The organism is Terriglobus sp. 2YAB30_2 (assembly GCF_052114765.1).
Classification (GTDB): domain Bacteria; phylum Acidobacteriota; class Terriglobia; order Terriglobales; family Acidobacteriaceae; genus Terriglobus.
Window position 1 is genome coordinate 221,885 of sequence record NZ_JBFRFJ010000002.1, and the last position, 12,394, is coordinate 234,278.

Here is a 12,394-nt window from a genome sequence, read left to right on the forward strand (position 1 = left end):
TGCCGCTTGAGAGTCAGGAGGCAGTCTGGATCGCAGGTTCGTGACGATGCGAAGTTCTGTCATGAAATAGGGAGCGAACTCGCGTTGACTCCTAACTTGCCTGATGCGTATTTTTGTTCGGCTGGACTATATTCATATCGAACAGAGGATTGCACTCTGGCAGGGCATCTACCGGAGGCGGCGGGCCCATCTGGCTCACATGCGTAAGGAATGCAGTGGTGTCCTCGACGACCGCTTCTGCGGAGTAGTAAGGGATGATCGTGAAAGAACCATCCATTGGCGACGCATCCTCGAATTGTCTGCGTGAGGCGACGTACGGTCTCAGTTGCAGCCGTCGTGACTTTCTTCGCTCTGCCGCGGGTATGGTTCTTGGTGGAGCTAGTCCATTTCTCTATGCAGGACCCGCGAGGACGAGAAAGGTGATTGTTGTCACCTTTGGCGGTGGAGCCCGCGATCAGGAGACGTTTGCGCCTGCGGGGCAGGAGAACATTCCTTATATGCTTAAGGAACTGATTCCCCAAGCCAGTTTCTTTACCCAAGTGGTGAACCGCGGAATTCTTGGGCACTACGTTGCGACCGCAAGCCTTGCTACAGGTGTCTATGAGACGTTAAATAACTTCTCGTCCTTGCCGCCACAGCATCCAACGGTTTTTGAGTATTTTCGAAAAGACCTCAAGCGTCCACCGACGGATGCATGGGTTGTTGCGCCCAGCAATGGGTTTAGCCGTATCGGTGAAAGCGAGTCCCGGCGATACGGACCTGGCTGGGGCGCACAGGTGATCCTCCCGAAACATCTGCTGTTAGCAGCAATGTCAGGAGGAACAATCGATTACGAACATCTGCTTCGAGATAACTATGAAACTCCACTGTTTGCGCCACAACTCGAAGGTGGTGAATTTGAGTTCCATCAGATGGAGACCATATTGAAGCTATCGGTCGGCGACTTCAGATCCCATGCGAAGACTTTATCGAGCCCCGACGAGCTTTCAGTCTATGTTGTGCAACAGCTGATGCAACAGCAGGCGCCGAGCCTAATTTGGGTTACGATGCACGACATTGATGTCGCACACACAGGTGCGTATTCGCTTTATGTGGAAAGTGTTCGAAGGACGGATCGGCTCTGCGCTGAATTGTGGAAGATTGTACAGAGCAATCCTGAATATGCAGGCAACACCACGATGATGATTCTTCCCGACTTTGGACGAGACTCCGATGAGGAAGCGGGAGGAAATGGCTTTCAACACCATCGCACCGGCGACCCATCGTCACGAACTACATGGATGATGGCATTGGGTGCTGGAGTCCGCGAAGGCGTGATCTATGATCATCCGATTCAATCGACGGATCTGGTGCCAACGCTTGGATCGATCATGGGATTTCAGGCATCGATCGCGCAGGGGCGGCCAATTCAAGAACTGTTCTAACACGATGCTTCCTCGCGATCTCAAACCCGAACAGTTCAGGGCCTATCCACCGGAGGCACGAAAGCTTGCAGTGAATAACCTGAGGACATTGCAACAGTTGCCGCTGAGTTTCCTTCCCAATCTGCTTTCTGAGGTCATTGAACTTGACTATAAGTTTCCTGTGGAGCGCCAGCGGATCAGCAAAGAGATTGCGATGCTTGGATCGCTTGCACCGGCGCAGATGCAAGAGTGGTTTGGGTCGTTTCGAGATCTGTCGCTCTCAATAAAACTGGAACACCTCGATTGGCTGAATCAGCCAGCTCAATTTGTTGAGCAGCTTTCTGCTCATCTGTGGTCGACGCACCAGCTGGATGCATTCCGTAAAGCGGCGAAGGAATATGGTAATCGGTTACAAGCGGCAGTAGCCCCTGATCAACCAGTGATTGCAAGGCTTGGTATAGCGATCATCGGGCAAGGACTTGATGCCTACGATGGTCGGTTGTTTCGCGATCTACGTGAACACGGAACATTCTTCAGCCATATCAACCCTGAAAACGGCATACAGCAACTCATGAAGGCGGTTACCGCACGGGCTCAGGCTTATCCGGTTCCATATGCGCATTGGTATGTGGAAGGGGGACAAGTTGTCGAACATGGTCCAATGCTTACGCACGTGTCTTATCAGGCATTGGAGCCAAAACGCCTTGCGCTGCTCAATAAGATGCAAGCGGAGATCAAGCGTCCAGGAATGGGACCCGTGGAGTTACGGACAATCCTGGCGGCTCTGCAACCAGCCGACGTCGGATTCGACAGTCAGGAAGACGTGGTGCTGAATCACTTTCAGCTGAAGCTGCTTTCGGAAGGCTCCGGCACGCAGGTCTTCAGTACGACGTTTGTACAGTGGACTGCGCGTGAGGCACTACGCCGTGCTCAGCCGCTGACGCTGCTTGTACGATTCGGGCCCCGACAACGGCAGCGTCCAATGAACGAATTACTGTCTAATATCGATAGCCATTCGGAACCAGATCTGACGGGATCGTTAGTCGATGCGGACATGGGAGCTTACTACAACTGGATCAATCAACAGAGGCTGCCCGGTGCCGAGTATTCCTCATTCATTGCCTGGTTTGAAGGGAGCTCTCGAGCGGTTGCACTAGGCCCTCCATTTGCGAGGGGAGCAACTTCGAGCTCCATAGCTACTCTTGAAGAGCTCGCCTCCTGGGCGGTCAGATAGAGTAACCCCGTCGACGCGGGGAGCGAGTGTGCCTCTTGCCAAAGGTCCGGCGGCATTTCGAGATACTGCGGTTTTGGCCTGAAGTCGTCAATTGAGAATTGGTGGGCGTACTGACCAGGTTTGGGCAAAATGTCAGGCGTACTTGGCTCGTCAACCGAGCGGCGCATTCGTTCGTAGCAGATGTTCATCTCCCCATTTCTGCATAGCTTTTATCAATGGCTTTAGCGATTCCCCTTCTTTGGAAAGGGAGTATTCCACTTTCGGTGGAACGACGGGGTAAACCTTCCGGACGATAACACCATCCTGCTCAAGCTCACGCAATTGGGCCGTGAGAACGCGAGGGCTGAGATTGGGCTTCATACGCTGAATCTCGTTGAAGCGCAGGACGCTGCTCGTCATCAGGTGGTGCAAAATGACCCCCTTCCATTTGCCGCCTATTACCTCAAGACATGCTTCGACACCGCAGCCACTGCTCAATTCATAAGAGTTATAACGTTTTCTCATTGCACTATCATAAATGTAAGTATGGGATAAAATTGTAAGTATAACAAAAATATGAAGCTAGAAGCGCCTTCACTCATCCAACTAGGTGGAATTCAGCAAGAACCACCGAAAGGACGAGGAATTGAAGATATTCTTTGTTTACGCTCATCCAAATACCCAGTCATTCAATGCCAATTTGAAAGATCACGCACTTGCCGTGCTTCAAAAAGAGGGGCATGAAGTTCGGGTTTCAGATCTTTACGCCATGAACTGGAAAGCAGTGGCGGATGCCGACGATTTTCCCGAGCGAGATAGATCGCTACCTCTGGAATACATGACCGCCTCAGGCGAGGCGTATGAAGAGGGAACGCAGGCAAAAGACATCGCGGCAGAACAGGAGAAACTCAAATGGGCGGACGCTATTGTGTTCCAGTTTCCGATTTGGTGGTTCGGCTTTCCAGCCATCCTTAAGGGATGGGTCGACCGCGTCTTTGCATTTAAGTTCGCATATGGCTACAAGAATGCTGGCAATACTTATCGTTATGGTGACGGGGCTCTGGCAGGTAAGCGCGCGCTGCTTTCGGTAACCGTAGGGGGCCCCGAGGTCGACTATGGGCTACGAGGCATCAACGGTCCGCTTGAGCAGCTCTTATTTCCGATTACCCATGGCACACTCTTCTTTCCTGGACTCGATGTGCTACCTACATTCGCGGTTTATGGCACGGCAGAGATCGACGAAGCCGGTGTTGAGGCGGCGAAGTACGCTTTGGAAACACGATTAGCTCGCCTGTTCATCGACGATCCGATTCCTTTCCGTCCACAGAATGAAGGAGACTATCCAGACAAGCATACTCTCGCTCCCCACATTGCCGAAGGCGTCAACGGGATGCCTGCTCACATTGCATCGAATCTGAGAGGCACGTCTACGACAGAGTTCCAGCGCGATGGCGATTCTCAATGAGTGCATAATCGCCAAGTCACTCATTGAGAGGGATTAGCACCGGGAAGTTGGCCTTTCGGAAGCGATCTCAATGGACAAGAAGAGCATTTCACGGGACTGCTCCAGTAATGCACCTTGGTTACGGCTTCAAGAGTATGCACTTCGCCTTCACGTAGATGTCGCTAGTGCTTAGGTCCGGATATATCTATGATGGTCTGATCGCCGACGTATAAGCTTGCCGATGTTCACTTCGTTCGACTTCAGCTTCAACTTCTTGTCATTGTGAAGACGCATGCGGATGACATCGTCTGCATCTCTGGGTCATTCGGGGATATAACCACTCTTTAATAAAGATGACATAGCCTGCTTCTATGCGGATTCTTCTTGTAGAAGATGCCCCACGCCTGTCTAAACAAGTCGTCAAGGGGTTGAGTCGAGAAGGTCATCAGGTTGAACGTGTTGCCAATGGCAGGGACGCACTTTCATTTGCGACACGGATGACATACGACGTTATTGTTCTTGACGTGATGCTGCCTGCGATGGACGGATTTGAGGTTTTAGAGGCCTTACGTGATCGTGAGATCCGGACGCCCGTACTCATGCTCACCGCGCTTGATTCGATGGATGCGATCGTACGTGGTCTTGACAGCGGAGCGGATGACTATCTGACGAAGCCATTTATCTTCACGGAACTCTGCGCGCGCCTGAGAGCTGTGAGCCGGCGCGGTCTCATCTGCAGGGATGTAGAGTTGCGCGTCGATAGCCTGGTTCTGAATACTTCGACCAGAGAGGTCTGTAGAAACGGAAGAGAGATTCGTCTTACGAAGCTCGAGTTCGCCTTGCTGGAAGCGCTGATGAAAAAAGATGGACGAATCATGACCCGCGATGAACTTGCGAGGGTCGGGTGGTCGGATCAAGGAGATGTGAGCACCAATTCAATGGATGTCATTCTGCATCACCTGCGCAGGAAGGTTACAGCGAACGGTGAGTCTGAAATTATTACGACAGTGCGTGGCGTAGGCTACGCGGCGCGGCCCCCGTTCACAGAATGAATCCGCGGTCGATTCGATTCCGCCTTACGTTCTGGTATGGCCTCATGCTGTTTGCGGCACTGTGTGTGTTCGGAATCAGCGTCTGGCTCTTTCTTGCATGGACATTACGGACAGGCAAAGAGAAAACGCTGGCGAATCGCGCAAACCGGCTATCAATCCTTTTGCGAGAGCAGAACGATCCCTTGCATTCTCTCTCCGACGGAACGTTTGATGACATTCTGCTGGGCCTGCCCGAAGGGAGATACACGCAGATCTTCGATCGGGGCAAGCGTCTGGCTCCATTGCATCCGCTCGATGAGACGATGTCGTGGCCATCAATCAGCGCTGGAGTCGCGTTTAGCGCCATGACCTTTCGTGGCCAGCGCTATGTTACCTTCACCAGAACGGTCGATATCAAAGGGCATTCTCTTGTCATCCAGATAGCGTCGCAGTATGAAGAGAACTATCGACTCTTGCGCCGGTTGGGTATTGGAATGGCGGCGATGGTGCCGGTGGTTCTTCTGCTCTCTTCCTTTGGCGGGTACGTGCTCAGTGGCAGGGCATTGAGACCTATGGAGAGATTGGCCGAGACGGCCGAACAAATAGGTCTGCATGACTTATCTCAGCACCTACCGATACCCAATACTGGAGACGAGGTCCAGCATGTTGCAGAGGTCTTCAACTCTCTGTTACGACGCCTGGAGGGAGCCTTGACCCGACAAAGGCGATTCACCGCAGATGCTTCTCATCACCTGCGTACACCGCTTGCAACGGCTAGAGCTGCTGCAGAAATTGCCTTGCGCGGAGATCTATCAACAGAGGATGTTCCAGAAACGCTCGAAGATGTACTCGTCGAGATTCGGGAGATGGAAGAGATTGTCGACGGAATGCTACAACTCGCGCGTTTTGATGCCGAGGCCGTCGAGATGCCCGTCTGCCGCCTGGATTTTGCCACCCTGGTCACGGAGATATGCCATCGTATGAACGGCATTGCGTCCTCTAAAGGGCTCCATCTGTTCTCTGAACTCGCGACGGACGATCCCATCCTATTGATGGGACACGAAGCGAGCCTGAAGCGACTTGTGGCGGCATTGATCGATAACGCGATTCGATACACCCCAAGCGGTTCTGTTACCGTGCGTACCGCGAAGACATTACATTCGGTCGAATGTGCTGTCGTTGACACAGGTATCGGGATAACGAGCGAAGCGATTCCACATATCTTTGAGCGCTTCTTCCGCACGGATGAGGCGAAAGCCCTTGTCAATGGGGGAAGCGGGTTGGGTCTTGCTATTGCGAAATGGGTTGTCGAACGGCACGGTGGCGAGATTTCCGCATCCAGCGCGGAAGGTCAATTCACAATGGTAAGGTTCAGCCTTCCTCTCTATCGAGAGCCTGGAGTGAAGCGCTGACATGGATGTTGCAATAGTTTGTATCGCATCCTGCGAAGCTTTCTCATGAATAAAAGATGGTGAATGCGAGAAGAATGCATCGTGAAGCATCGGGTTTGTTAAGTAAAAACTAAGGCTTGGATGTTGGAATCGCCATATAAGGCACAGTTCGCTAAAGCTAAACGAACCGTCCTCCTACACCTATGCGAATTCGAATCCTTGCTCTGTTTGCAGTTCTCCTTAGTCTCCTAGTGTCTGCCTCTGGGCAGATTGACCGTTCAGAGATTAACGGAACGGTCACCGATGCGTCCGGCGCTGTCATTCAGGGCGCGACGATCGTTCTTACCGAAGAATCAACGGGACACAGTCGCACCGCTGTCTCTGGTACCAAAGGCACGTATGTCTTTCCTGCGCTTTCCGTAGGTCGATTCACGATCGTGGTCCATATGGATGGCTTTACCGACGCTCGGATTGCCGATCTGGACGTCAACTCGGGAAACACGCGTACGATCAACGCTGTTCTTCGCGCGGGGACAACCCAGGTCGTGTCGGTCGAAGCCGATCGTGGTGCAAACCTGGATAAAGACAATGCAACCCTGGGTGGAACCGTCGAGTCTGTTCAGATTGCGCGTCTTCCGCTCAATGGAAGAAACATATCAACGTTGGAGTTGTTGGCGCCAGGTGCGATCGATACCGGAACCGGACAGCAGGCGTCCATCCATTTTGTAGGCCAGGGAATTGATGACAACAATTTCCGTCTCGACGGCGTGGATGCGAGCGGAATCTACAGGCAGGCTGTGAAGAGTGCACTGCGGCTTCAGTTCTCCACCGAGGCAGTGGCTGAGTTCAAGGTTGATTCTGCAGGCTATACGGCTGATACCGGCGGCTCTGCCGGAGCGCAGGTTAGCCTTATTTCCAAACGGGGGACAAACCAGTTTCATGGAGCCGTCTTTGAGTATCTACGGAATAGCTTCTTTGATGCTCAAGGGCCATTCAAGGCAAAGAATCCCCAGACCTTCCGCTTGAACCAGTTCGGAGGCAATGTCGGTGGTCCAATCTGGCGTGGCCGAACGTATTTTTTCGCAAACTACGAGGGGTTCCGGCAGTCGCTGAGCGGCGTTCCTCAGATTGCGACGGTGCCTACTCAGGCATTTCGGCAACGCGTTCTTGCAGCGCAGCCTGCCCTTGCCCCCTGGTTCAATGCCTATCCCATCGGCACGACGCCGGCGTCCGATCCAAACGCGGCCCTTGTGACCTATAACGTTCCCTCCCCAAGTCAGGAAAATTCTGGAGTCATGCGCATCGATCACCGTTTCAATGAGCATGATTCCATGTACGGCCGCTATAACATCGATGACGGCTCATCGGTGAGTGCGCTCAACGTCTTCCAGGGCGTCACCGTCAATTCACGGATTCAAAACTTCGTTCTGGAAGAGCTCCATATCTTCAGCCCAACTCTTCTCAATGAGTTTGAGTTTGGATTCAACCGGAATACCTACCTCCAGGCACAGAACACCGGCCTTCCCTACAACATTTCAATTACCGGGTTTACCCCGGCGGCCGAGAACTACTCCAAAGCGCAGATTCCCCAGAGCTTCTCTCTCAATGACACTCTGACAAAGGTCATCGGCCAACACACCCTGAAAATGGGTGTCGATCTGCGACGAGTCATGATCAACGAAGGCAACTCCGTCGATGGGACCCTGACTTATGTGGGAGCCTCAACTCCCACGGGGATCGACTACACAAATCTCCTCAATGGACGTCTCGACTCGATTCTGGTCACGGCAGCTCTTACGACCCGGGGACTCCGCAAGAATCAATATATGGGCTACTTCCAGGACCAATGGAAGATGACCTCGGAGCTCACGATCAACATGGGCCTCCGTTATAACTTCTTCGCCCCATTCCACGAGAAAAGCGGGAACGCGGTTCCATTCGATATTCCCATGTGCGGCGGCTATTGCACTCCCGGAGGCGACTTCAACCTCCCGGACTATCTGAATCTGGATCCTCGCGTGGGACTCGCCTATTCGCCCAATGCCCTGAAAGGTTCCACCGTTCTGCGGGCGGGATTTGGCATCTATCACGGTGAAACGCAGCTCGGAGATGAAGACAGTCCAGCAGTCAATACGGAGCCTTCAACGAAGCTGACATCATCGAACACCACGGTGTACACCTATCCGTCTGCTCTGGCGCTGATCCCAACGACAGGCCTGGCGACCACTCCACGATCCATGCTGCTCAAGCGGCCGATCAGCTATACCACCCAGTGGACGGCATCGATCCAGCAGAGTCTTGGACATGAAACGACCGCAACAGTAACCTATCTCGGCGTCAAGGGAACCCACCTGTTCCGGCGTAGCTACACCAACCTGATCAATCCAGCGACCGGCACGCGCCCGCTCCCACAGTATCCGAGCGCGATCGATACCAAGATCAACGCAGGGATGAGCATCTTCCATGCACTTCAGTTCAGTATGACCCGGCGGTATCACAACGGAATCTTCGTGTCGGGCAACTATATGTGGTCGCATGCGCTCGACGACAACTCCGTGGGTGCCGGAGAAGCGAACTCTCCTCAGAACGTAGCGATTCCGTCTGCGGACTATGCATCGAGCTCTAACGATGTCCGTCATACCCTGACTGCAAGCATTGTCTATGAACTGCCTCTCGGAATAGGCAAGCGTTATATGAACACCAGTCGTTGGGCAGACCTCGCAGTAGGAGGATGGTCGATCGATAACCTGCTCATTGGGCGAGCTGGACTTCCCATCGATGTACAGATCAGCCGTGCCAGCAGCGCATTGCCGGATGGAAATAATGCCAGCCAGCGTCCAAATCGGGTTCCAGGACAGCCGATCTATGGCAACGGCGGTATTAACGGCTGGTTAAATCCAGCGGCATTCAGTGCCCCGGCAAATGGCCAGTGGGGTAATCTCGGTCGCAATATCGCGACCGGGCCAACACTCTGGCAAGACGATACCGCGGTAGAGAAAGCCTTCCGTCTCACCGAACGCAATGCTCTGACCTTCCGGGCGGAGGCATTCAATCTACTGAATCGCTCACAGTATGCGAATCCAAGCTCTTCGTTCGGTACTGCGACGTTTGGAAAGATTACAAGCCCTGTCAATAGTTCTGGCCTCGTAGGTACCGGTACCCCGCGTGTCTTCGAGTTCGCCCTGCGCTTGAATTATTAGCCGGCGTCGCTCACAAAAGGCCGAGGGGATCTCTACAATGCCCGCGGCTAACCCTTCATTACTTCAACAAAGAGAGCACATGAACATTCGTATCGCCCTGTTACTCCTGGCCTCCTTCACTCCAGCCGTACTCGCGCAACACACAGCTCATCCGGCTGCCGGCGCCAACAAAGCATCTTTGACCCTTGTATCGCAGACCTATCTTCCCGATATCGTTGGCGATTTCGATCACTTCACCGTCGACCTGAAGCGGAACCATCTCTTCCTGGCCGCCGAAGTGCATCACTCCGTCGAAGTCTTCGATTTGACTTCCGGCAAGCATCTGCAGAGTATTCCCGGATTCAAGACTCCGCATTCCATCGCTTTTGCTCCCGAGAAGGACGAACTGATGGTCTGTGATGGTGCGGCCTCCGATCTCACGCTGGTCTCGGGCGAGACGCTTGAGATTACCAATCACATTCCCCTGATCAGCGGTGCCGCCACCAAGTTTGGTGATTCTCCGGATGCAGCCTTCTATGACAAAAAGAATCGCCTTTATTACATCGGGAACGGCGGTATCTCAGCGCAGATGGAGACGTCGAAGATCTCGATCTTCTCGGTCGATGAGGGCAAACTGATCGGCGACCTGGATGTCCCCGGCAATAACGTGGAGTCCATCGGTGTCGATACCGACCACAATCGGCTCTACGTCAACATCCGTGACAAGCAGCAGGTTGGTGTGTATGACCTGGCCGCGAAGAAGCTTATTTCGACTTGGACTGCTCCGGGAATGGCGCACAACACGGCGTTGATCGTCGATTCCCAGAATGAACGCATCTTTACCGCCGGCAGGGCTCCTGGCATTCTCTATGTTTTTGATCGTGACGGTAAGGCTGTGAGCCAGCTTCCAACAATTGAGAAGAACGATGATATGAACTGGGATTCGGTTCACAAGCTTCTGTACGTTAGCGGAACGCAGGGACTGAGCATCTATCACCAGGACACCCCTGACACGTACACAGAGGTTACGCGTATTCCAACAAACGGCGGTAAGACCTCGATCCTCGTCCCTCAGGTTGGTCTCTTCTTCGTCGCACATCCTAAGACAGACGTTGATGTAGCCGGTATTCTCGTGTACCGCACAAACAACTAATTCGCATTCGCTCTGGTCCATGACATACAACGCGTCATGGACCACGCCACTCTTCTTTCAAAAGGGAACTCATGAAATTCTCGTTTGCAGCATGCGCCGCTCTGACCGGGTTTGTTCTTACACTTTCGGCCGGCTCTCAGGTGAATCCGGAGAAGGCACAGGACTCGAAGGACCAGCCCCTGCGGATCGCAGGTACGTTCTCCTTGCCCACTTTAAAAGAGGGCAATTTTGATCATTTTGCAGTCGACCTCAAGCGCAATCGCCTCTTTGTAACACCCGAACAAGACGGAATGGTTCTGGTGCTTGACGCTTCGTCCGGCGAGGCCATTCATAAACTCGCAGTACAGAAGCCGCACGCCATTCTTTACCGCAGCGATATTGACCGTCTCTATGTTACCGATGGTCTTGATGGTTCGGTCCGTGTCTTCGACGGCCAGAGCTATCAACAGGTGGCGCGAGTTCCGGTACTTAAGGATGCGGATGCTATCGGATACGACATCTCAAAAAAGATGCTGTATGTGGCCAATGGCGGCAAGGATGTAGGAGAGAAAGTATCGCATCTGAGCGTTATCGATACTGACAGTAACCAGAAGAAGCAGGACATCGTGATCGAGGGAGAGACCCTGGAAGCGATGGCTCTGGATGCATACCGTCCCAGGCTCTATCTGAACGACACAGCGAAGAATTCGCTCGTAGTCGTGAACCGGTATACACACTCGAAGATTGCAGAATGGCCTATTACGAGTTGCAAAGGGAATGTTGCGATTGCGCTCGACGAGCAGCGGCAAAGACTATTTCTTGGCTGCAGAAGCAATCAGATCGTTGTACTGGATAGCAACACCGGCGCTGAGGTTCAGAAGCTGGAGATTCACGGCGGAGTCGACGATGTAATTTACGACCTTGTATCGCGCCGCATCTATGCCTCCGGCGATGGCTACATTGATGTCTTCTCTCAGTCCGATCTCAATCACTACGTCTCTCTCGGCAGCGTGGCGACAGGAGTGAATGCCCGTACGGCGAAGCTCGTTCCCGAGATGAACCGGCTCTTTGTTGCCGTACCGAAAACTGCCAACACTCCTGCACGGATCCTGACACTTGAACCTCTGAACCTCCAGCCCGCACCCTCGCCGAAAACAGAGATTAAGGAACCCGTCCATGCTCCTCGAGCGGTCGAGATCGTTCTTCAGGAACTGACGCAGCATCCCACGATCCGCCGTATAGGACTTCACGCTGTGCCGCCAGGACAAAAGGCAATGGTGATCATCGCGAACGCCAACGAAACCCGCATCGGGGTTCACACTTCGCAAGGCGATTTCGAAGCTGTGAAGGAAGGAAAGATCTACGGCCCGCGCAACACCGACGGCCAATTCTTCAACATGAAAATGCCCATGTTCGATGCAAAGGGAAATAAGATCGGCATCCTTGTGATGGAGATTCCCTGGACGGACGCGGCGAATGAAGAAGAGGCGGCTCGCGAAGCGGATGCGATACGTTCTGAGATCGCTAAAAAGATTCCGACCGTCGATACGCTCTTTCAAAACTAGGTCCTGGCGCTTCGGAGGACGTGAAATTGAGGGGTG

At 53.2% G+C, this 12,394-nt stretch carries 10 protein-coding genes; 8 read left to right on the forward strand and 2 right to left on the reverse strand.

Annotated elements, in window-relative coordinates:
• Nucleotides 1-91: 91 nt before the first annotated feature.
• Nucleotides 92-277, reverse strand: coding sequence for a hypothetical protein (locus AB4Y89_RS03630; RefSeq protein ID WP_442299532.1), 186 nt, complete (start codon nt 275-277; stop codon nt 92-94).
• A gap of 142 nt (nt 278-419) precedes the next feature.
• Between AB4Y89_RS03630 and AB4Y89_RS03635 the strand changes: the two genes are divergently transcribed.
• Complete coding sequence (locus AB4Y89_RS03635; protein WP_442299533.1) at nt 420-1,424, forward strand: hypothetical protein; 1,005 nt, start codon at nt 420-422, stop codon at nt 1,422-1,424.
• Between the two features lie 4 nt (nt 1,425-1,428).
• On the forward strand, nt 1,429-2,637 hold the full coding sequence (locus AB4Y89_RS03640; protein WP_442299534.1) for a hypothetical protein: 1,209 nt from the start codon (nt 1,429-1,431) through the stop codon (nt 2,635-2,637).
• Nucleotides 2,638-2,787: 150 nt separating this feature from the next.
• Here the strand turns inward: AB4Y89_RS03640 and AB4Y89_RS03645 are convergent, their stop codons facing one another.
• Entirely contained in the window at nt 2,788-3,141 is a 354-nt protein-coding gene (locus tag AB4Y89_RS03645; protein WP_442299535.1) for a winged helix-turn-helix transcriptional regulator, read from the reverse strand.
• 121 nt (nt 3,142-3,262) lie between these two features.
• Between AB4Y89_RS03645 and AB4Y89_RS03650 the strand changes: the two genes are divergently transcribed.
• The 6 genes from AB4Y89_RS03650 to AB4Y89_RS03675 all read left to right on the forward strand — a co-directional run bounded on the left by AB4Y89_RS03650 (nt 3,263) and on the right by AB4Y89_RS03675 (nt 12,358).
• Nucleotides 3,263-4,081 carry an NAD(P)H-dependent oxidoreductase gene (locus tag AB4Y89_RS03650; RefSeq protein WP_442299536.1) on the forward strand — a complete coding sequence of 273 codons (819 nt, stop codon included), beginning with the start codon at nt 3,263-3,265 and terminating at the stop codon, nt 4,079-4,081.
• Between the two features lie 350 nt (nt 4,082-4,431).
• Entirely contained in the window at nt 4,432-5,112 is a 681-nt protein-coding gene (locus tag AB4Y89_RS03655; protein WP_442299537.1) for a response regulator transcription factor, read from the forward strand.
• 44 nt (nt 5,113-5,156) lie between these two features.
• Nucleotides 5,157-6,503, forward strand: a complete 1,347-nt coding sequence (locus AB4Y89_RS03660) for a sensor histidine kinase (protein WP_442299538.1) — start codon at nt 5,157-5,159, stop codon at nt 6,501-6,503.
• 230 nt (nt 6,504-6,733) lie between these two features.
• Entirely contained in the window at nt 6,734-9,682 is a 2,949-nt protein-coding gene (locus tag AB4Y89_RS03665; RefSeq protein WP_442299539.1) for a carboxypeptidase regulatory-like domain-containing protein, read from the forward strand.
• 79 nt (nt 9,683-9,761) lie between these two features.
• Nucleotides 9,762-10,814 (forward strand): YncE family protein, encoded by a 1,053-nt coding sequence (locus tag AB4Y89_RS03670; protein WP_442299540.1) that lies wholly within the window; start codon nt 9,762-9,764, stop codon nt 10,812-10,814.
• Nucleotides 10,815-10,885: 71 nt separating this feature from the next.
• Entirely contained in the window at nt 10,886-12,358 is a 1,473-nt protein-coding gene (locus tag AB4Y89_RS03675; RefSeq protein ID WP_442299541.1) for a YncE family protein, read from the forward strand.
• Nucleotides 12,359-12,394: the final 36 nt, after the last annotated feature.

Bases quoted from the DNA above. Each gene is read 5' to 3' on its own strand.
- AB4Y89_RS03630 (WP_442299532.1), bottom strand. From the start codon at position 277: ATGGATGGTTCTTTCACGATCATCCCTTACTACTCCGCAGAAGCGGTC.
- AB4Y89_RS03640 (WP_442299534.1), top strand. From the start codon at position 1,429: ATGCTTCCTCGCGATCTCAAACCCGAACAGTTCAGGGCCTATCCACCG.
- AB4Y89_RS03645 (WP_442299535.1), bottom strand. From the start codon at position 3,141: ATGAGAAAACGTTATAACTCTTATGAATTGAGCAGTGGCTGCGGTGTC.
- AB4Y89_RS03655 (WP_442299537.1), top strand. From the start codon at position 4,432: ATGCGGATTCTTCTTGTAGAAGATGCCCCACGCCTGTCTAAACAAGTC.
- AB4Y89_RS03660 (WP_442299538.1), top strand. From the start codon at position 5,157: ATGCTGTTTGCGGCACTGTGTGTGTTCGGAATCAGCGTCTGGCTCTTT.
- AB4Y89_RS03670 (WP_442299540.1), top strand. From the start codon at position 9,762: ATGAACATTCGTATCGCCCTGTTACTCCTGGCCTCCTTCACTCCAGCC.
- AB4Y89_RS03675 (WP_442299541.1), top strand. From the start codon at position 10,886: ATGAAATTCTCGTTTGCAGCATGCGCCGCTCTGACCGGGTTTGTTCTT.